We start from the raw sequence: 18634 nt of genomic DNA on the forward strand, positions 1-18634 counted from the left end.
GTCAGCCCGACAGTCGCGACGTGGCCACCAGCTCGTCCACAATGGAGAGCGCCGGCCCGGGGCCCTGGGCCATCGCTACCGCCACCGCTCGGTTCAGGTCGACGATCGGGGACGGGGCCACCCGGCCGAGTGCCTCGTAGAGCAGCACGATCCGGTCCCAGTCCGTCTCCGCCACCGACGGCGCCGACGCGTGGCAGGCGGCGGTCGCGGCCTGGAGCCCGTATGGGCCAAGGCCTCGGCCCAGCGACGACGCCCGGTCCAGCGCCGCCTGCCCCCGCCTGATCGCCGAGCGGTCCCACAGCCGCCGGTCCTGGTCCTCCAGCAGGACCGCCGAGCCGTCGGGCGCGGTCCGGGCCGGGAACCGTGCCGCCGTGAGCTCGCACAACGCCAGCAGGCCGAACGCCTCCGGCTCCGTCGGCAGCAGGGCGGTGAGCATGCGGGCCAGCCGCAGCGCCTCGTGCGCGAGGTCCGTGCGCAGCAACCGGTCACCGGCCGTCGCCGTCGAGCCCTCGGTGAAGATCACGTAGAGGACGCTCAGCACTCCACCCAGGCGGTCCCGGCGATCCGCCGCCGGCGGCAGGGCGAACGGCACACCCGCGGCGGCGATCGTCTTCTTCGCCCGGGTGATCCGGGCCTGGATCGTGGGCACCGGCACGAGGAACGCGCGGGCTATCTCCTCACTGGACAGTGCGCCGACGGTACGCAGGGTCAGCGCCACCCGGGCCTCGGGGGAGAGCACCGGATGGCAGGCGATGAACATCAACGCGAGGATGTCGTCCTCGACCTGGTCGGGGTCCCACAGCAGGTCGTCGGAGGACGGCGGGGACACAGCGACCGCCGCGTAGCGGTCGTCGAGGGCCGACCGCCGCCGGAAGCCGTCGATCGCCCGCCGCCGGGCCGTGGCCAGCAGCCAACCCACCGGCGAGTCCGGCACCCCGTCGCGGGCCCAGCTCACCAGCGCCTCCGCCACGGCCTCCTGGGCGACGTCCTCGGCGAGCGGGAAGTCCCCCGTGTAGCGGGCCAGCGCCGAGACGATCCGGGCCGACTCGATGCGCCAGACCGCCTCGACGGCCCGCCGCGCCGACTCGGACGTCGGCGGGGTCGGCGGGCCGTCACCGGCGCCGGGCATCAGAGCTGGCCGGTCCGCTCGCGGAACGCGCGCTCCTTGACGACCCACTCGTTGTCCTGCGGGAACTCGTCGATCGTCGGGACGCGGCGGATCTCGCACTTCGCGCCGGGCATCCGCGGCAGGCGCTTGGCCCACTCGACGGCCTCGTCCTTGGACGCCACGTCGAGCAGCCAGAAGCCGCCGAACAGCTCCTTGGTCTCCCCGTACGGGCCGTCGGTCACCACCGGCGTCTCGTTGCTGAGGTCGACGACGACGCCCTGGCCCGGGTCGTCCAGGCCCTCGCCGGTGAGCAGCACGCCGGCCCGGATCATCTCCTCGTTGACCCGCCCCATCGTCGCCATCATCTCGTCGAACGGCGTCGCCATCATCGTCGCGATGGTCTCGTCCGTACCCCGCATGATCAGCATGTACTTCGCCATGATCGTTCTCCCTGAAGCCCTGAAGGGTCGCGGCTCGACCCTTTCACGCCAAGGTCGAACGGCTCCGCCGAGGATCGACACGACCACCGGAAGAAAAATAAAATGACCCGGTGAAGGCCGCATTCTGGCTCGACGAGGCGCGCAGGGCGGCGTACGACGGCGCGCTCCGCACGGCCGACTTCGAAGACGCCTGGGGTGACATCGCCCCGGTCACCTTCGCCGCGACAGCCTGGCAGGCCGCGACCGCCACCGCGTACGCCCGCTGGCACCCCCGGGTCACGGACGCGACCTGCCGCCGCAACACCTGGGACGGCACCCTCACCGCCGACGTGGCGATCGTCGCGCCCTGGCCGACCGAGCTGGCGTCGAGCCGCCCGTGGACGCGCGACCGCGGCTGGCGGGACTGGCCGCAGACATTCGGCCAATACCTCGTGCCCACCGACCACGACGTGGCCCGGGCGCCCCACCTCCGCACGCAGCTGTTGATCAGCGCGACCGTCCCGGCCGACCACCTCCCGCCGGCGCCGCACGGCCCGGCCGACGAGGTGGGGCAGGCCGCCCACCACGCCGTCGCCGTCATCGCCCGCGAGCTCGACGACCTGCTCGGACCGCTCCTCGCCCAGCTCGACGACCAGCGCTCAGGTCCGCGCGAAGTCCTCACCTAGCGCGGCCCGCAAGCGCCCCAGGGCCCGGCCGTTCTGGGTCTTGACCACCGACACGGACACGTCCAGGATCCCGGCCACCGTCTCGACGCTCAGGTCCTCCCAGTGCCGCAGCACCACGATCGCCTGGTCACGGACCGGCAGGTCGGCCAACGCCCGCAGCAGCGCCACATGCGTCTCGACGGTGTCGGCCGGCCGCTCGAAGGCCGACTCCGGAAGCGAAGCCACCACCACCTCACCGGCGCTGCGCCGCTTGCGCTGGTCGAAAACGGCGTTCATCAGGACCCGGCGGCTGTACGCGTCGAGGTTGGCGGTGTGCCGGATCCGGCCCCACACCTCGTACATCTTGACGAACGTGGTCTGGGTCAGATCCTGGGCAAGATGCCAGTCGCGGCACATCAGGTACGCCGTGCGGCGCAGCCGGGGCGCGGCCGCCTCGACGAACGCGGTGAACTCCGCCTCCTGCTGACGCCGCCGGGCCGCACCCCACGGGCCGATCATCCGGCCGACCCGACGCTGACACCGTCCGGGCAGGCGCTGTCGATCACCTGGTCGACGCCAGGCGTGTTCCGGATTCGCAGCACGAGTTCGTGGTATCCCGACCAGACGGTCACTTTCACCCGAAACGACTCCGGCATCTGCGAGACCTGGACGGCGGAGACCAGTTCCGGGTTGTCGCTGAACATCGCCTGGAAGTTGAGGTACGCCTGGTCCTGGCTCTCGAACCGCACCTGGTGCACCGTCTCGACCGACTGCAGGAGCACGTCGACCCTCTCGCGCTGGGCGTCGGTGACATCCGGGTTGAGGAAGACCGACAGGTCCGTCGGACGCTCGCGCGCTGGCGTCTCACAGGCCGGGTTCAGCTGCGATTCGAACCGCGCCGGCACGGTCTCTGTCGGTGCCGCCCCGGTGGCCAGGTTCACCGCACCGAGCGCGGCGACCAGGGCGACCGCCGCACCACCGGCCAGCACCAACCGGCGACGGCGCCGCCCTCGTCCGATCGCGACCACGTTCGCGGCGAGGTCGCCGGTCGGCGGATCGGGCTCGTCGGCCAGGGCCTGGCCGAAGAGCACGTGCAGGTTCGGGTCCAAGGCTGCCTCCCTCGTCGCGGTGGACTCTCACCTGAGATGACTGCCTGACCACCCGGATCGGTCACATCGTCCGCTAGGCGGTGTCCAGCGTCGCGCGGGCGCGGCTCTCCCATTCGAGCCAGCGCAGCAGCGCCAGCCCGAGGGTCGCGTAGAACGCGCCCAGGAGCAACTCCGTCAGCAGGGCGCCGCTTACCGAACCCAGGCTGCGGCCGGCGGCCAGGTCGTGGGTGGCGTGGATGCCGTGCGTCATCGGCAGCCATTGCGCCACGCCCTGCATCCAGCCGGGCATCGCCCCGACCGGCACGTTGACGCCCGCGAAGACGATCAGCGTGCCCAGCACGATGTTGGACATCACGGCCGTTTCCCGGACCCGCAGGGCGACCGCGGCGCCGAGCAGGCCCAGGCCCGTGCACGAGATCGAGCAGGCCGCGATGGCCACGGCGATGCCACCCCAGGTGGCCGGCGGCAGGTCGACCCGGAGCAACAGCGCGCCGACGACCAGGGCGAAGACCGCGACGAGGAAGCCGTTGAGGATCACCGGCAGCGCCCGACCCAGGAACAGCGGCACGCGCTTGGCCGGCGACGCGATCAGCAGCGGGAGGGTGCCGGCGTTGCGCTCGCCGCCGATCGTGTTGCCCATCGCGAACAGGCAGGGCACCGCCGCGTTGACGACCGCGTTGCCGATGAGGAAGAACCGGTCGTCGCTGACTCCCGCCGTCCGTCCGATATAGACGAACAGGAAGATCTGGAACAGCGGCGCGAACAGGAACGTGGGGATCAGGATCCAGGGCGACAGCCAGCCGAACAGCGCGCGGTAGCTGATCAGGCCGCCCACGAAGAAGAGCCGGAGACTGTTCATCAGCTCAACGCCAGGGTCGCGTTGGCGCGGGCGGAGTGCACCATCCAGCGGGACACCAGCACCGCGATCACTCCGTAGCTCGCCGCGGTCAGCAGGCACCAGCCGAGGTTCGCCCACGGGCTGTGGCCGGTCGCCGCCGACCGCATCGCCGCCACGCCCCAGGTCGGTGCCAGCACCGCTGACAACGGGCGTACCCAGGCGGGCAGGTCGTTGATCGCCACCAGGAACCCGCAGATCAGCCAGACGGGCATCTCGAGCGCGGAACCCACCGCCCAGGCGCTGCGGTACCTGATCGACGAGATGGCGATCAGCATCCCGAGCATGCCGATCGCGAACACGGTGACGACCACCGCGAGGACGAACGCGACCGGGTCGGCGATCGAGATCTCGATGCCGAACGCGATGCGGCCCCACAGCAGCGTGGCGACCATGCTGTAGGCGCCGATCGTCGCCATCGACAGCGTCAGCGGCACCAGCAGGAGCGCGAACGGCTGCGGCGCGAGCACCAGCAGCTCGAGCGTGCCCTGCCGCCGCTCCATCTGCAGCGCGAAGGCGGAGGTCGTGCTCACCGCCGACCAGATGCCCATGGCGCTGGACCCGACGGCGGCCGACAGCAGCGCCGGCCCGGAGGCGTCACCCTGCCGGAACATCATGAAGATCGTCGTGGCGAAGAAGCCGGGCCACAGCAGCGACAGCAGGCCGTCGAAGGCCGACCGGCTGCGCATCTTGACCTGGAGCCACCACGCGACCCCGACCAACCGGAGCATTCTCACGCGGCGTTCACCAGCTCGATGTACGCGTCTTCGAGCGTGGGCTCTCGAGTGATCACCCGGCCGAAGCGGCTGCCCTCCAGGTGCGCCATCACCGCCTGCAGCACGTCGGCACCGGGCTGGGCGTGCACCGTCAACACCTGCGCCTGACCCTGCACGTCGACGACGACCGACTGCACGTCGGGCTCGGCCCGCACCTTCTCCAGCACCCCGTCCGGCAGGCCGAAGATCTCGATCTCGATGACCGTGCCGGTGGTCACCTGCTGCTTGAGGTCGGCGGGAGTGCCCTGCGCGACGATCCGGCCCTGCGCGATCACCGCGATCCGGTCGCACAGCTCGTCGGCCTCGAACATGTAGTGCGTGGTCAGCAGCACCGTCGTGCCGGCGTCGACGAGGTTCTTCACCGTCGCGCGCAGCTCGCGGGCCCCGACCGGGTCGATGCCGATGCTGGGCTCGTCGAGGAACAGCACCTCCGGCCGGTGCAGCAGGCCACGGGCGATGTGCAACCGCTGGCGCATGCCGCGCGAGTAGCCCTCGACCCGCTCCTTCTCGCGCCCGACCAGCCCGACCAGCTCCAGCAGCTCACCGACGCGCTGCTTCGACTCACGCGCCGGCACTCCGTACAGCTCGGCGAAGTAACGCAGGTTGTCGAGCCCGGACAGCCGTTCGTAGAGCCCGCGGTCGCCACCGAAGACATAGCCGACCTTCCCGCGTACGTCGTGCGCGTCCTTGACGACGTCGTGGCCCAGCACCCGCGCCCGGCCGGCGGTCGGCAGCAGCAGCGTGATCAGCATCTTGATGGTCGTGGTCTTGCCCGCGCCGTTGGGACCCAGCAGGCCGAACAGCTCGCCGCGCTCGACCGTGAAGCTGACGCCCCTGACGGCCTCGACCTCCTTGCCGGAGCGCCGGAAGAGCCCCCGTCTGGTGTGGAAGGTTCGGACCAGTTCGTCGACCTGGATCACCGGCTCAGCCACGCGCACCATCCCCGTCCGTCTCGGTTCGCGACCGGTGCCACGGTGCTACACGAACGGGATTCGCGCTACCCGGTTGCTCCGTCGCCGGCGCCGTACTCGCCGCGAATGGGCAGGTAGTAGGCGGGCAGGAAGGCCGCGATGATGACCACTCCCGCGATCGGCACGAACGCGCCGACGATGATGCCGGACCCGATCCAGCCGAGCGCTAGCGCGAACCGGCGCCCGATCGACCGCACGGCCAGCGGACCGAGATCGGGGTCCAGCAGCCCCCCGCGACGGAGGTGCGCCCAGATCACGTTGAACAGCGCGGCCGCGGTCCACAGCGTGGTGCCGTAGAAGACGACCGCCGTGCCCAGGCCCGCCTCGGCCCGCAGCGCACCGGCGAGCAGCGAGGTGCTGAACGGCAGGAACGCGATGACCATCAGCAGCAACGTGTTGAGGAACAGCACCTGCCGGTCGACGTGCCGGGCGCGGTCGAACATGACGTGATGGTTGACCCAGACCTGGCCGATGAGCAGGAAGCTGAGCGCGTACGCCAGATACGAGGACCACAACGCCCCGAGGCCGCGCAGCTCCCCTGACGTTCACCCATCCCACCACCGTACGGGGGCGAACTGCCCCAAAGCGCCCAGGAGGGCCGGCAACACGACCGTGAAAGAATCTCATCGTGCAGGTCGGGATACTTGGCTCATTCGAGGTTCGCGGGGACGACGGCGTGGTGGCCGACGTGCCCGGCGCCCGGCTACGCGCGCTGCTGGTCGTCCTCGCGCTCGGGCCGGGGCGCACCGTGCCGAAGTCGGTCCTCGTCGACTGGATCTGGGGCAAGAACCCGCCGGCCGACGCGGCGAACGCCCTGCAGCGCCTGGCCTCCCGGCTGCGCAAGGTCCTGCCGGCCGGGGTGCTCGAAGGCCAGCCCGGCGGTTACCGGCTGATGGTCGAGCCCGACGCGGTCGACGCACTCCGGTTCGAGCGACTCACGGGCGAGGCCCGCCAGGAGGAGGGCCTCCAGCGGGTCCGGCTCCTCCGCGAAGCCCTCGGCCTGTGGCGCGGCGCGGCCATGCGGGACGTCGGCCTGGAGGACAGCGAGGCGTTCGACGCGGCGGTGACCCGGCTCGAGGCCCTGCGCCTGACGGCCCTGGAGGACCGGTTCGAGGCCGAGGTCAGCCTGGGCAACGGCGCCGGCGTGGTGGCGGAGCTGACCGACGCCGTGACCGCCAACCCGCTGCGCGAGCCGCTGGTCGCCTCGTTGATGCGCGCGCTGGTCGCGGCCGGCCGCGACTCCGAGGCGCTGCTCGTCTACGAACGGACCCGGGAGGCCCTGTCCGACGCCCTCGGTGTCGATCCGTCGGCGGAGCTGTCGGCGTTGCACGTCGCGATGCTGCGCGGCGAGGTCGGGCGGCGCGACGAGAACCGCAGGACCAACGTGCGGGCCGAGCTCACGAGTTTCGTCGGCCGGGAGGCCGACGTCGCCGCGGTCCGCGAGCTCGTCGCCGGCCACCGGCTGACCACGTTGATCGGGCCCGGCGGCTCGGGCAAGACCAGGCTGGCCACGGAGACCGCGCGCACGATGGTCGACGACCTGCCGGACGGGGTCTGGCTGGTGGAGCTGGCCGCCATCGGCGCCGACGGTGACGTCGCGCAGGCGACCCTCAGCGGCCTCGGGCTCCGCGACACCCTGCTCGGCGCGGGCAGCAGCGCGGACCTGACCGACGGGCTCGTCGCCGCGATCCGCGACCGCGAGGCGCTGCTGATCCTGGACAACTGCGAGCATGTGATCGACGCCGCAGCGCGGTTCGCCGAGCGGGTGCTGGGGGAGTGCCGGCGGCTGCGGATCCTCGCGACCAGCCGGGAACCGCTGGGCATCACCGGCGAAGCCCTGTGGTCGGTCGAGCCGCTGGCGGTGCCCGGCGCGGACTCGCCCGCTGTGCGCCTGTTGCGCGACCGGGCCGGGGCGGTGCGCAAGGACCTTGGCACCGACGAGCACACCCTGGCGACCATGGTGCGCGTCTGCCGGGCGCTGGACGGGATGCCCCTGGCGATCGAGCTGGCCGCGGCCAGGTTGCGCACCATGACCATCGACCAGCTCGCCAACCGGCTCGACGACCGGTTCCGCCTGTTGACCGGCGGCAGCCGCACCGCGCTGCCCCGGCACAAGACGCTGCGCGCGGTGGTCGACTGGAGCTGGGAGCTGCTCACCGACGCCGAGCGGACCGTCCTGCGCCGGCTCGCCGTGTTCTCTGGCGGGGCGGGTCTCGCGGCGGCCGAGCGGGTCTGTGGCGGCGAAGAGGTCCTCGACCTCCTTACTTCGCTGGCCGAGAAGTCGCTGCTGGTCACCGAGGGCGAGGGCGAGCCACGCTATCGGCTGCTCGGCACGATCAAGGAGTACGCCGCGGACCGGCTTGCCGAGGCGGGGGAGTCCGACTCGGCGCGCCAGGCGCACCTCGGCTACTTCGTCGAGCTGCTGGAGACCGCCGAGCCGCACCTGCGCCGCGCCGAGCAGCTGGAGTGGCTGGCCACGCTCGCGGCCGACCACGACAACATCGGCGCCGCGATGCGGGCGGCGATCGCGGCCGGTGACGCCCAGTCCGCGATGCGGATCGCCGCGTCCGCCGCCTGGTACTGGTGGCTCGGCGGACGCCGCTCCGAGGGCCTCGAGCTGATGATCGCCGCGGCCTCCCTCGACGGGGAGGTGACGGACGAGGTCCGGGCCCTGGCGTACGGGATGGTCGTGCTGTTCGTGACCTCCGGCCGGGGCGACGAGCACCTGGGCGCCGAGTGGATCCACAAGGCCTACCGGTTCAGTCAGCAGTCGCAGCAGCGCAATCCGTTGCTGGGCCTGGTCGCCGCGCTCGAACGCATCCTCGAAGCGCCGGAGACCGCGGTGTCCGCGTTCGAGTCGGTGCTGGACAACGAGGATCCGTGGGTACGCGCGCTGGCCCGTTGGCAGGCCGGCAAGATGCGCATCATGCTCGGCCAGGTCGGCCCCGAAGCTCAGGCCAATGTGGAGCTGGCGAACGCGGAGTTCCGTACCCTCGGCGAACGGTTCGGAATGTCCCTGGCCCTGTCGGAGCTCGCGACCCTGCTCGCGATGCGCGGTGACTTCGCCGCGGCCTGCGCCCACTACGAGCAGGCGGCCGTGGCGGTCGGCGAGCTCGGCGCCGTCGAGGACGTCATCCGGGTGCGCACCCAGCAGGCGCGCCTGCACTGGCTCGACGACGATCGGGACGCCAGTGCGGCCGCGATAGCCGAGGCGCAGCGGCGCGCCGAAGGGGTCACCTGGCCGCACGCCCTGTTCGAGCTGGCCCTGGCCAAGGCGGAGCTCGCGCGGTGGGGCGGCGACATCGCAACGGCCCGCCGCCAGCTCGGGATCGCGACCGCCGTGCTGAGCAGCGACGAGGCGGAGCACGCCCAGATCAGCGGGGTCATCCACGACCTGCTCGGCTATCTGGCCGACGACGTCCGCGAGGCGCGTACCCACCGCGTGGTGGCCTGGGAGGCGGCGTCCGCGGCCGGCCACCCCTTCCTGGTCGGCCAGATCCTCGTCGGCATCGCGGACCTGGCGCTGCGGCGTGAGCAGTACGAGCAGGCGGCCCGGCTGCTCGCGGCCGGCGACGCCGTGCGCGGCATGCCGGACCGCTCCCAGCCCGACGCGGCCCGGATCGAGCAGGAAACGCGACGTCACCTCGGCGAGGAACGGTTCGCCGAGGTGACGTCGGAAGGTGCGCGGACGAGCTATGTCGAGCTGGTCGAGGTCGCATTCGCGTCCTGACCGCGTGCCGTCAGGCGCGCTTCTTGAAGGTGGACAGGGACCAGACGTAGCCGACCAGGGCGATTCCCACGCACCAGGCGGCGGCGACGAGGGCCTTGCTGCCCGACGGTTCGCCGGCGAGCAGGCCACGCAGGGTCTCGATGATGGGCGTGAAGGGCTGGTACTGCGCGAACTGCCGCACACCCGGTGCCATCGTCTCGGCCGGGACGATCGCGCTGCTGAGGAACGGCAGCATGATCAGTGGGACGGTGACCAGGCCGGCCGACTCCGGGGTCTTCGCGGCCAGGCCGAGCGCGACCGTGATCCACGTGGTCGCGAACGAGACCAGGACGAGCAGGCCGATCGCACCGAGCCAGTCGGTGAAGCTGCCCGGCGACCGGAATCCGAAGGCCAGGGCCACACCCGTGACGGCGGCCAGCGCGATCACGGTACGCAGCAGGCTGGCCGCGACGTGTGCACTGAGGACGGCGCTGCGCGAGATGTCCATGACCTTGAACCGGTTGATGATGCCCTTGGTCATGTCGGAGTTGACCGAGAGCGCCGTCGCGGACAGTCCATAGCAGATGGTCAGGATCAGCATGCCCGGCGTCGCGTAGTCGATGTACTTGCCGGGTATGTCGAACGCGCCGCCGATGACGTAGACGAACATCAGCAGGAGCACGATCGGGAACAGGATCGCGTTGAACACCGCGACGGGGTTGCGGAGGGTGTGCTTGAAGTTGCGACCGAGCATGGTCGTCGTCGAGCTGGCCATTACGCGCTCACCTTCGGGTCGGTCGTGCTTGTGGTGTCGGTCGTGTCGGTCGTGCTGGTCTTGCCGGTCAGGGCGAGGAAGACGTCGTCGAGGTCGGGGGTGTGCACGGAGAACTCCTCGACGTCCAGGTTGTGGTTGTCGAGGTGGGTCAGCAGGTCGCGGACGGACTTCGCGCTGCCGTCGCTGGGGGCGCGCAGCACCAGGTCGTCCTCGGCGTCACGGGTGGCACCGGTCAGGATCGTGGCCGCGGTCTCGAGGTCGAGATCGGAGGCGAAGCGGAGCCGCACGTGGCTCCCGGGGATCTGCCGCTTGAGCTCGGCCGGCGTGCCCTGGGCGACGATCCGGCCGCCGTCGAGGACCGCGATCCGGTCGGCGAGGCGGTCGGCCTCGTCGAGATACTGCGTGGTCAGGAAGATCGTGACGCCGTCGGCCACGAGCTGGCGGATGATCTCCCACATCGTGCGCCGGCTGCGCGGGTCCAGGCCGGTCGTGGGCTCGTCGAGGAAGATGATGCTGGGCCGCCCGACCAGGGTCATCGCCAGGTCGAGCTTGCGGCGCATGCCGCCGGAGTAGGTCGAGGACAGCTTCTCGGCCGACTCGGTCAGGTCGAAGCGCTCCAGCAGGTCGGCGACGATCTGCTTGCTCTCGGCCGGCCGGATCCGCTTCAGGTCCGCGATGAGCTGCAGGTTCTCGCGGCCGGTCAGCAGCTCGTCGACCGCGGCGAACTGGCCGGTGACGCCGATCGCCGCTCGCACGGCCTTGGTCTCGGTGGCGACGTCGTGGCCGGCCACGCGGATGGTGCCGCCGTCGGCCTTCATCAGGGTGGTCAACACGTTGACCGTCGTGGTCTTACCGGCCCCGTTGGGGCCGAGCAGGGAGAAGATCGTCCCCGTCGGGACGTCCAGGTCGATGCCGTCGAGGACGACCTTGTCCTTGTACGCCTTCCGCAACCCGGAGGCGGTGATCGCTGAGCTCGTCATGCGGACTACTGTCGGCGCCCCTTCCGCCACCGCCCTGACACGCGGCTGACACGGCGTCTGACACGCTCACCTGACCCGACGAAGCACGACGAGGGCGGCCACCGACAGCGCGGCGGCCGCGGCGAACCCGACGGGGTATCCGGTGGTCGTGGCGAGCAGCCCGAAGCCGAGGGCGCCCGCGCCGAAACCGGTGTCGTACGCGACGCTCCACAGCGCAGTGACGACCCCGTAGCGGCTGGGCGACGTGGCCTGCAGCAGCACGGCCATGCTGGCGTTCTGCACGGTGCCGAAGCCGGCGCCGAAGACGGCCATCCCGATCAGGACTGCCACGGGGTGGGTGGTGACGACGAGGACCGCGAGCCCGGCCGCCCCGGTGACCACGCCGGGCACGAGCAGGCGGTGTGCCCCGTGCCGGTCGCCGAACACCCCCGCCCACCACCGCGCCGCGGTCCCGGTGACGGCGTGCACGAGCAGCGCGATCGCGACGAATCCCTCGCCGGTGTGCGGCAGCGCCTGCGGGAGGAAGGTCGCGACGATGCCGCTGAGCATGGCGGCGCCGGCGAAGACGATCGAGGGCCGGACAAGGGCGGGGGTGCGTAGAGCGGCGACTACGCCGGTCGCGTCCCCCTGGCCGGTTCCACCAGGCAGGGTCGGCAACGCCGCCAGGCCGAGGAGGGCGAGCACCGCGCCGGCGACGAACACGGCGTCGAAACCGACCTGCGTGGCCAGCCACAGACCGGCCGGCATACCGACGATGGCCGGCACGCCGGCGACCACGCCGAGCAGGCCGAGCCCCTCGCCGCGGCGCTGGGCGGGCACGAGCTCGGCACCCCAGGCGCCGCAGACGACGAAGATCGCGGCGAGGCCGGCGCCGCGCAGCACGCACACCGCGAGGACCATCGGCAGGCCGGCGGAGAACGGGAGGGCGAGCGCGGGCAGGCCCAGCAGGAGCAGGCCCGCGGCCAACACCGCGCGGTAGCCGAACCGGGCGACCAGCCGCGGGAGTGCCAGCTCCGCGGCGACCGTGGTCAGCATCAGCGTGCCGGTCGCGAGCCCGGCGCCCACCCCGCCCGAGACGTACGCGGGCACCACGGACAGCAGGGCGTAGAAGCTGGTCAGCCCCAGGAAGTCCGCGGCGGACAGCAGCATCAGCGGGCGGGTGACCAGCCGGGGCCGAACCGGCGTCGCGGTCATCGTCATCGTGGTCATGAGCTGACCGTAGGAGCGAATCGGTCCCCTGATGAGAGCCGAAACTCAGCCGAGAATCTGGACCAATTTCTACCCGACTGCGGCGGCGCCGATCATCTCGGGCGATCCCTGAATTCCCGCGCCGAGGTATCGCCCGCCGAGGTCGTGCACCCGCTCGGCGGTCAACCGCGCTTCCATTGGCGTCGCCGTGTGCATGCCGACAATCGTCTGTCCGGACAGGTCCGCGTTGATTTCGGCGAGGCATTGCCGCACCGCCGCGTGGTCCTAGAGAGGCACGACCGCGACCCTTGGTGCTGGTGCCTTGACCCTGCGCATGGCACCATGGTCGAACGTGAAGGCGGCTTGAGGTCAAGCTCGTCCGCGCACTTAAGAATCTCCTAAAGAACTGTTGCCCGTATGACGGCGATAACAGTTTTTCTCTGCGATTTTCGCCGCTTCAGTTCTGGGTCTTTGGGCTCAAGACCCGGGCTCCGCGCATCACTAGCGTTCGCTGGCGTACTCGATCTTTCTGCCAGCAATGGAGAAATCCTGATGAGATCCCGTCCCCCGTCCGCCCATCGCTCGTCGCGATCGCGCCGGTTCACCAAGGCCGGCATCGGTCTCGCGCTCGCCGGTCTCGTCGGTTGGTTCGCCGTCGGGCAGCTGCACCTCGCCGGCGCCGAGGAGACCGTCCTGTCCCAGGGCAAGCCGGTGCTCGCCTCGTCCAGCGAGGGGCGCGCCTTCCCCGCCGAGGCGGCGGTCGACGGCGACACCAAGACCCGCTGGTCGAGCACCTTCTCGGACCCGCAGTGGCTCCAGGTCGACCTCGGTGCGCCGGCGGCCATCGAGAAGATCGCGCTGAACTGGGAACGGGCCTCCGCCAAGGCGTACGAGCTCCAGCTGTCGGACGACGCCAAGACCTGGACGACGGTCTACAAGACCGCCACGGGTCCCGGCGGCAACGAGACCCACAGCGTCAGCGGCACCGGCCGGTACGTGCGGATGTACGGCACCGTCCGGTCCGGGGGATACGGGTACTCGCTGTTCGAGTTCCAGGTGTTCGGCAAAGCCGCGGGCTCCGGCTCCGGCGACCAGCCCACCACCGCGCCGACCACCAGCGCGCCGAACGACCCGTCGTCGAGCGCGTCGCCCACCACCGAGCCGAGCACCTCGACCAGCCCGTCGACCGGCACGCCCGGCAACTCGGGCGGCGGCACGAACCAGGCCGGCTGGATCATGGCGCCGAACCCGGTGACCAACGTCAAGCCGTCGCACGCGATTCCGCCGAACAAGGGCGGTTTCCACGAGTTCCAGGCGAACTGCACGGTGAGCCGGACCAACCTCGGCGACGACCCGATCGTCTTCCCGAACCTGCCGGGTGCGGCGCACATGCACACGTTCATGGGTAACACCACCACGAACGCGAAGAGCACCATCGAGTCGCTGTCGAAGGGCCAGACCACCTGCAAGGCCAAGGGCGACCTGTCCGCGTACTGGATGCCGACGCTCTACAACGGCGACACCGCGGTCAACCCCGAGGGTCTGCAGACCATCTACTACAAGAGCGGCGTGTACGACTACCGCAGCGTCCGCCCGTTCCCCAAGGGCCTCCGGTTCGTGGTCGGCAACGCCAAGAACACCGACGCCGACAAGTTCCTCGCTGCCACCGAGGAAGGCTTCGAGTGCGGCGACAGCTACAAGAACAAGAACATCCCGAAGACCTGCCCGACTGAGCGCAGCGTCAAGCTCAACATCCGCTACCAGGCACCGAGCTGCTGGGACGGCCTCCACCTGGACTCGCCGGACCACCAGAGCCACATGGCGTACCCGATCGACACCCACACCGCCTCGGGCGTCGTCTGCCCGGACAGCCACCCGGTCGCCGTGCCGAAGCTGGAGTTCAAGATGGCGTGGCCGGTCAACGGCGACATGTCGAAGGTGAAGTTCTCGAGCGGCGCCGGCCCGACGTTCCACTACGACTTCATCAACAACTGGGACGACCGGACCCTCGCGGCGATGATCAACGGATGCATCGTGGCGGCCCGTCAGTGCGACCCGCAGGGCCACGACGGCCGGGACGACCAGCAGCCCGCGCCGTACGTCCTGAACAAGGACTACCTGCTGCCGTAACTGTTCCACAGGGCAGGGGGTGTCTCGTGGATCAGAGCGCACGCCCGGACGCCGCCTGGACCTCGCCGCGGCACCACCCTGATCCACGAGACACCCCCCGGGGTGGGGCGGCTGCCGTGGCCGCTCCACCCTTCGTCGTATTGTCGACGCTGCCGGAATTGACCAGCACCACCGAGGAGTGCGCGTGGCCAACGGCATTGCGCCGGACACCGTGCCGAGTCACCAGCGCCCCCGCCGCCGTCAGTGGCTGGGGCTCGCCGTGGTGATCGCGGTCGTCGCCGTCGCAACCGTTGCTGTGCCGCCGCTCATCACGCCGAACCACGAGGCCCGGCCGGCGCCGTCGTCCTCGCCACAGGCGGCCGTGATCGCGGCCGCCTCTCCGAGCCCCACTGCCGCCCCAACCGTCGGGGTCAGCCCATCGGTCCGGTTCGGGCCGATCACGGTCGAGGCCGAGAACCTGGACAACAGCCTGACCGGCGGCGCGGCACCGACCGAGTGCGCCACCTGCCGCGGCGGCGCTCGGGTTCGGTACCTGTGTGTCACGTGTCAGGTGATCGTCCGTACCACCGTGCCGGTCTCCGGAGAGCGCACGATCACGGTCGTGTACGAGACGGACGGTTACCGGGCACTCAAGGTGAAGGTCAACGACGGCCCGGCACGCACCTTCCAGGTGGGCGGCACCGACTGGACGACACCGCGTTCCTTCCGGTTCACCGTCGATTTGCCGGCCGGCCCGGTGCGGGTGGCGCTCTTCAACGACCACACCCCGGCCCCCGACGTCGACCAGGTAGTCATCTCCTAGCGATTCCTATAGCGTGCGGCTGCGGGCGAGGGGCGGAGCGGGCAGTGATCGGTGTCGGGCGTGAGGTCGCCGCTGCGGCGCTGGCCCGGGCAGTGCTGATCGGCCGCGCGGCCGCCACCATCACCGCGGCCGCGGCCGGCCTCCTGCTGGTCCACGACCGGATGCCGGTCATCGCCGTGATCGTCCTGGTCGTGGTGGCGACGGCCGCGCAGTTGGCCGCCCTCGGCCGGTGGCCCACCCTGGTCGCCCGCCCGTTCGCCGTGATCGCCGTCGACTCCGCGCTCGTCCTCGCGGTGCTCGCCGTCAGCAGCGGCAGCGTCGCCTACTTCTGTTACGCCGCAGGCGCCGGAGCCGTGGCCGGGGTCCTGCTCGGCCTGCGCGCGCTGCCGGTGTGGGCCGCCCAGGCCGCCCTGGGCTACGCGGTCATCGCCGAGGTGCTGCGCCGGACCGAGGCGCCGGTCGAGATCGTGGCCTTCGTGGTCGCGTTCCCGATGGCCGCGGCCGTCGCCGGCCTCGGCGCTGCGATCGCCACCACGGCGCTGACCCATCAACTCGAGCTCTCCACCCAGCTCGTCGCCTCCGCGCAACGGTCCGCCGTCGCGTCCGAGCGGGCGCGGCTGGCCCGGGAGCTGCACGACTCGGTGACCAAGACGCTGCGGGGCGTCTCCCTGGCCGCGCTCGCGCTGCCGTCGGCGCTGCGGCGCCAGCCGGCGCTGGCCGAGCACCTGGCCGGCACGGTCGTCGCGGGCACCACCGCGGCCGCCCAACAGGCCCGGGAGCTGCTGGAGGCGATGCGGTTCGACGTGGGCAACCTGGCCGCGGGCGTCTACGAGCTGTGCCAGGCCTGGAGCGCGTCGACCGGCATCCCGATCCGGGTCTCGGCGGCCACGGTCGACTCGCCGGACTCCGTGTCGTACGAGCTGATCCGGATCTTGCGCGAAGCGCTGGCCAACGTCGCCCGGCACGGACGCGCCCGACGGGTCGCCGTCCGCCTCGCCCGACAGCCCGACGGCCTCGTGCTCGAGATCTCCGACGACGGCGTCGGCTTCGTCGTGCCGGCCGACCTGGCGGGTCTGCAGACCGCCGGCCATTTCGGCATCGTCGGCATGAACGAGCGGGCCAGGACGGCCGGTGGCGTCCTGCACATCGACTCCGTGCCCGGTTCCGGCACCAGGATCACAGTGCACGTGCCGGCGGACTCGTCCGTCCGATCGGTGGGGGCGCGATGACCCGGGCCCTGGCCACCACGGTCGACGTGCTCGTGGTCGACGACAACCCGATCATGCGGGACGCCCTGCGCGGGATCCTGGCGGCCGACGACCGGATCCGGGTCGTGGGTGAGGCCGCGAACGGCCGCGAGGCGCTGACCCTGGCCCGCGACCTGCGCCCGGCCGTCACGTTGCTGGACCACCGGATGCCGATCGCGGACGGGCTGTCGGTCGTGGCCGCGCTGGGGCAGCTCTCCGCCGTGCTGGTGCTGACCAGCTCCGACGACCCGCAGACCATCGGCGACATGCTGCACCGGGGAGCGCGGGGCTACCTGGTGCACGGCGAGTTCCAGCCGGGCGACCTGCTGCGCGCCGTGCACGAGGTCGTCAACGGTCGGGGTTGGCTCTCCCCGATCGCGGCGTCCGTGGCGGTGTCGCTGGCCCGCGAGCAGACGACCCCGCGCCGCCAGCGCCCCGACGCCGGCCTGACCGAGCGCGAGCTCCAGGTGGTCAACCTGCTCTGCCAGGGCCTGTCCAACGCCGGGATCGCGCAGGAGCTCTGGCTCACCGAGAAGACGGTGAAGAACCACCTGAACCACATCTTCGCCAAGCTCGGCGTACGCAGCCGCACGGAGGCCATCGTCCGCTGGACGTCGGAACGGGCTTAGCCCCGCAGCCCGCGCAACGTGTTCTCCAGCGTGGCTCGCTGGGCGAACAGGTCGTGCTCGGACGTCGCTTGCGGGTCCTTGAAATAGAACGACAGCCAGTCCTGCACGCCTGTGCGGCCGGCGCGCTGGGCCAGGTCCGTGAACAGCACCAGGTCGAGCACGAGCGGGGCCGCCAGGATCGAGTCGCGGCACAGGAAGTCGACCTTGATCTGCATCGGATAGCCGAGCCAGCCGACGATGTCGATGTTGTCCCAGCCCTCCTTCTGGTCGCCGCGGGGCGGGTAGTAGTTGATCCGCACCTGGTGGTGGAAGTCGCCGTAGAGCTCGGGGTGCCGCTCCGGCTCCAGGATGTGCTCGAGCACGCCGAGCTTGGACCTCTCCTTGGTCCGGAAGCTGTCGGGGTCGTCCAGTACCTCGCCGTCACGGTTGCCGAGGATGTTGGTCGAGTACCAGCCCGCGAGCCCGAGCATCCGGGTCTTCAGCATCGGAGCCAGCGCGGTCTTCACGAGCGTCTGGCCGGTCTTGAAGTCCTTGCCGCCGATGGGCACTTGGTTGATGTGCGCCAGCTCCACCATCGCCGGCACGTCGGTGGTGAGGTTGGGCGCCCCGTTGAGGAAGGGCACACCCTCCTTCAGGGCCGCGTACGCGTACAGCATGGAAGGCGGGATGTTCTGGTCATCGGCGTCCAAGGCGGCTTCGAACGCTTTCAGGCTTTCGTGGGCCGGGCTCGGCTCGAGGTAGACCTCGGTGGACGCGCACCAGATCACCACCAGCCGGTCGCACGCGTTGGCGGCCTTGAAGCCCCGGATGTCCGCGCGGATGGCCTCGGCCAGCTCGCGCTTGGTCGCTTTCGACTTGACGTTGGTGCCGTCGAGCCGCCGCACGTACGCCTGGTCGAAGGCGGCCGGCATGGGCTCGATCTCCTTGAGCGCGGCCGCGATCGGTTCGATGTGGACGTACCGGTCGAGCACGCCGCACCTGAGCGCGGCCTCGTAGGCGTTGTCCGGGAACGGATCCCAGGCGCCGAACACAAGCTGGTCGAGGTCGGCCAGCGGCACGAGGTCGCGGATCCGCGCGCCGTCGACGGTGCCTAGTTGGGTGAGCGAGCCGATCGGCTGGGCGAGCCCCTGCCGGACGAGCTCGACCCCGGCGATGAAGGTCGACGCGACGGCGCCGAGCCCCACGGTGAGCACGCCCAGTTTGCCGGTCGCCGGCACGATGGTTTCCAAGA

The 18634-nt window shown here is 71.1% G+C and carries 19 protein-coding genes; 6 read left to right on the top strand and 13 right to left on the bottom strand.

Annotated features, from left to right (window positions below; genetic code table 11):
* Position 1: 1 nt before the first annotated feature.
* Positions 2-1129 carry an RNA polymerase sigma factor gene (locus tag CHC05_RS06695; protein ID WP_342745613.1) on the bottom strand — a complete coding sequence of 376 codons (1128 nt, stop codon included), beginning with the start codon at positions 1127-1129 and terminating at the stop codon, positions 2-4.
* Positions 1129-1548 carry a YciI family protein gene (locus CHC05_RS06700; RefSeq protein WP_089245745.1) on the bottom strand — a complete coding sequence of 140 codons (420 nt, stop codon included), beginning with the start codon at positions 1546-1548 and terminating at the stop codon, positions 1129-1131. Before CHC05_RS06700 ends, CHC05_RS06695 begins: the two co-directional genes overlap by 1 nt.
* A 110-nt stretch (positions 1549-1658) precedes the next feature.
* Between CHC05_RS06700 and CHC05_RS06705 the strand changes: the two genes are divergently transcribed.
* Complete coding sequence (locus tag CHC05_RS06705; protein WP_089245747.1) at positions 1659-2213, top strand: hypothetical protein; 555 nt, start codon at positions 1659-1661, stop codon at positions 2211-2213.
* Here CHC05_RS06705 and CHC05_RS06710 read toward each other — a convergent pair.
* The 6 genes from CHC05_RS06710 to CHC05_RS06735 form a co-directional block, all read right to left on the bottom strand.
* Entirely contained in the window at positions 2187-2711 is a 525-nt protein-coding gene (locus CHC05_RS06710; protein WP_089245749.1) for a SigE family RNA polymerase sigma factor, read from the bottom strand. The two genes, CHC05_RS06705 and CHC05_RS06710, sit on opposite strands and share 27 nt — an antisense overlap.
* Positions 2708-3301, bottom strand: a complete 594-nt coding sequence (locus CHC05_RS06715; protein WP_089245751.1) for a permease-like cell division protein FtsX — start codon at positions 3299-3301, stop codon at positions 2708-2710. The genes CHC05_RS06710 and CHC05_RS06715 overlap by 4 nt, the downstream gene beginning before the upstream one ends.
* A gap of 73 nt (positions 3302-3374) precedes the next feature.
* Positions 3375-4160 (bottom strand): ABC transporter permease, encoded by a 786-nt coding sequence (locus CHC05_RS06720; RefSeq protein WP_089245753.1) that lies wholly within the window; start codon positions 4158-4160, stop codon positions 3375-3377.
* Complete coding sequence (locus tag CHC05_RS06725; RefSeq protein ID WP_089245755.1) at positions 4160-4927, bottom strand: ABC transporter permease; 768 nt, start codon at positions 4925-4927, stop codon at positions 4160-4162. Before CHC05_RS06725 ends, CHC05_RS06720 begins: the two co-directional genes overlap by 1 nt.
* Before the next feature lie 2 nt (positions 4928-4929).
* Entirely contained in the window at positions 4930-5904 is a 975-nt protein-coding gene (locus tag CHC05_RS06730) for an ABC transporter ATP-binding protein (protein ID WP_245870680.1), read from the bottom strand.
* 65 nt (positions 5905-5969) lie between these two features.
* Positions 5970-6476 carry a TMEM175 family protein gene (locus CHC05_RS06735; protein WP_179266089.1) on the bottom strand — a complete coding sequence of 169 codons (507 nt, stop codon included), beginning with the start codon at positions 6474-6476 and terminating at the stop codon, positions 5970-5972.
* A gap of 95 nt (positions 6477-6571) precedes the next feature.
* On the opposite strand from CHC05_RS06735, the gene CHC05_RS06740 reads away from it, so the two are divergent.
* A complete protein-coding gene (locus CHC05_RS06740; protein WP_089245759.1) occupies positions 6572-9673 on the top strand; it encodes an ATP-binding protein in 3102 nt (1033 codons plus the stop codon).
* 10 nt (positions 9674-9683) lie between these two features.
* Here the strand turns inward: CHC05_RS06740 and CHC05_RS06745 are convergent, their stop codons facing one another.
* The 4 genes from CHC05_RS06745 to CHC05_RS06760 all read right to left on the bottom strand — a co-directional run bounded on the left by CHC05_RS06745 (position 9684) and on the right by CHC05_RS06760 (position 12868).
* A complete protein-coding gene (locus CHC05_RS06745) occupies positions 9684-10427 on the bottom strand; it encodes an ABC transporter permease (RefSeq protein ID WP_089245761.1) in 744 nt (247 codons plus the stop codon).
* On the bottom strand, positions 10427-11407 hold the full coding sequence (locus CHC05_RS06750; protein ID WP_089245763.1) for an ATP-binding cassette domain-containing protein: 981 nt from the start codon (positions 11405-11407) through the stop codon (positions 10427-10429). The genes CHC05_RS06745 and CHC05_RS06750 overlap by 1 nt, the downstream gene beginning before the upstream one ends.
* Positions 11408-11473: 66 nt before the next feature.
* Complete coding sequence (locus tag CHC05_RS06755) at positions 11474-12616, bottom strand: MFS transporter (RefSeq protein WP_218824458.1); 1143 nt, start codon at positions 12614-12616, stop codon at positions 11474-11476.
* A gap of 69 nt (positions 12617-12685) precedes the next feature.
* The gene (locus CHC05_RS06760; RefSeq protein ID WP_089245765.1) at positions 12686-12868 is read right to left on the bottom strand and encodes a hypothetical protein; all 183 of its coding nucleotides are present in this window, start codon (positions 12866-12868) and stop codon (positions 12686-12688) included.
* A gap of 279 nt (positions 12869-13147) precedes the next feature.
* Here CHC05_RS06760 and CHC05_RS06765 point away from each other — a divergent pair, with 279 nt between their 5' ends.
* The 4 genes from CHC05_RS06765 (at position 13148) to CHC05_RS06780 (ending at position 17403) form a co-directional block, all read left to right on the top strand.
* Positions 13148-14725 carry a DUF1996 domain-containing protein gene (locus tag CHC05_RS06765; protein ID WP_089245767.1) on the top strand — a complete coding sequence of 526 codons (1578 nt, stop codon included), beginning with the start codon at positions 13148-13150 and terminating at the stop codon, positions 14723-14725.
* A 184-nt stretch (positions 14726-14909) separates the two neighbouring features.
* On the top strand, positions 14910-15527 hold the full coding sequence (locus CHC05_RS06770; RefSeq protein WP_144022500.1) for a carbohydrate-binding protein: 618 nt from the start codon (positions 14910-14912) through the stop codon (positions 15525-15527).
* 44 nt (positions 15528-15571) lie between these two features.
* Positions 15572-16756 carry a sensor histidine kinase gene (locus CHC05_RS06775; protein ID WP_089245771.1) on the top strand — a complete coding sequence of 395 codons (1185 nt, stop codon included), beginning with the start codon at positions 15572-15574 and terminating at the stop codon, positions 16754-16756.
* Positions 16753-17403 (top strand): LuxR C-terminal-related transcriptional regulator, encoded by a 651-nt coding sequence (locus tag CHC05_RS06780; RefSeq protein ID WP_089245773.1) that lies wholly within the window; start codon positions 16753-16755, stop codon positions 17401-17403. The genes CHC05_RS06775 and CHC05_RS06780 overlap by 4 nt, the downstream gene beginning before the upstream one ends.
* On the opposite strand, the gene CHC05_RS06785 is transcribed toward CHC05_RS06780, so the two are convergent.
* Positions 17400-18632 carry an inositol-3-phosphate synthase gene (locus tag CHC05_RS06785; protein ID WP_245870682.1) on the bottom strand — a complete coding sequence of 411 codons (1233 nt, stop codon included), beginning with the start codon at positions 18630-18632 and terminating at the stop codon, positions 17400-17402. The two genes, CHC05_RS06780 and CHC05_RS06785, sit on opposite strands and share 4 nt — an antisense overlap.
* Positions 18633-18634 lie beyond the last annotated feature (2 nt).

The sequence above is a fragment of the Asanoa hainanensis genome (assembly GCF_900188485.1).
Lineage (GTDB): Bacteria > Actinomycetota > Actinomycetes > Mycobacteriales > Micromonosporaceae > Asanoa > Asanoa hainanensis.

Excerpts from the sequence above, each read along its gene's own strand:
- CHC05_RS06725 (WP_089245755.1), bottom strand. The coding sequence starts at position 4,927 with ATGCTCCGGTTGGTCGGGGTCGCGTGGTGGCTCCAGGTCAAGATGCGC.
- CHC05_RS06780 (WP_089245773.1), top strand. The coding sequence starts at position 16,753 with ATGACCCGGGCCCTGGCCACCACGGTCGACGTGCTCGTGGTCGACGAC.
- CHC05_RS06745 (WP_089245761.1), bottom strand. The coding sequence starts at position 10,427 with ATGGCCAGCTCGACGACGACCATGCTCGGTCGCAACTTCAAGCACACC.
- CHC05_RS06755 (WP_218824458.1), bottom strand. The coding sequence starts at position 12,616 with ATGACCACGATGACGATGACCGCGACGCCGGTTCGGCCCCGGCTGGTC.
- CHC05_RS06710 (WP_089245749.1), bottom strand. The coding sequence starts at position 2,711 with ATGATCGGCCCGTGGGGTGCGGCCCGGCGGCGTCAGCAGGAGGCGGAG.
- CHC05_RS06750 (WP_089245763.1), bottom strand. The coding sequence starts at position 11,407 with ATGACGAGCTCAGCGATCACCGCCTCCGGGTTGCGGAAGGCGTACAAG.
- CHC05_RS06695 (WP_342745613.1), bottom strand. The coding sequence starts at position 1,129 with ATGCCCGGCGCCGGTGACGGCCCGCCGACCCCGCCGACGTCCGAGTCG.
- CHC05_RS06720 (WP_089245753.1), bottom strand. The coding sequence starts at position 4,160 with ATGAACAGTCTCCGGCTCTTCTTCGTGGGCGGCCTGATCAGCTACCGC.
- CHC05_RS06700 (WP_089245745.1), bottom strand. The coding sequence starts at position 1,548 with ATGGCGAAGTACATGCTGATCATGCGGGGTACGGACGAGACCATCGCG.
- CHC05_RS06765 (WP_089245767.1), top strand. The coding sequence starts at position 13,148 with ATGAGATCCCGTCCCCCGTCCGCCCATCGCTCGTCGCGATCGCGCCGG.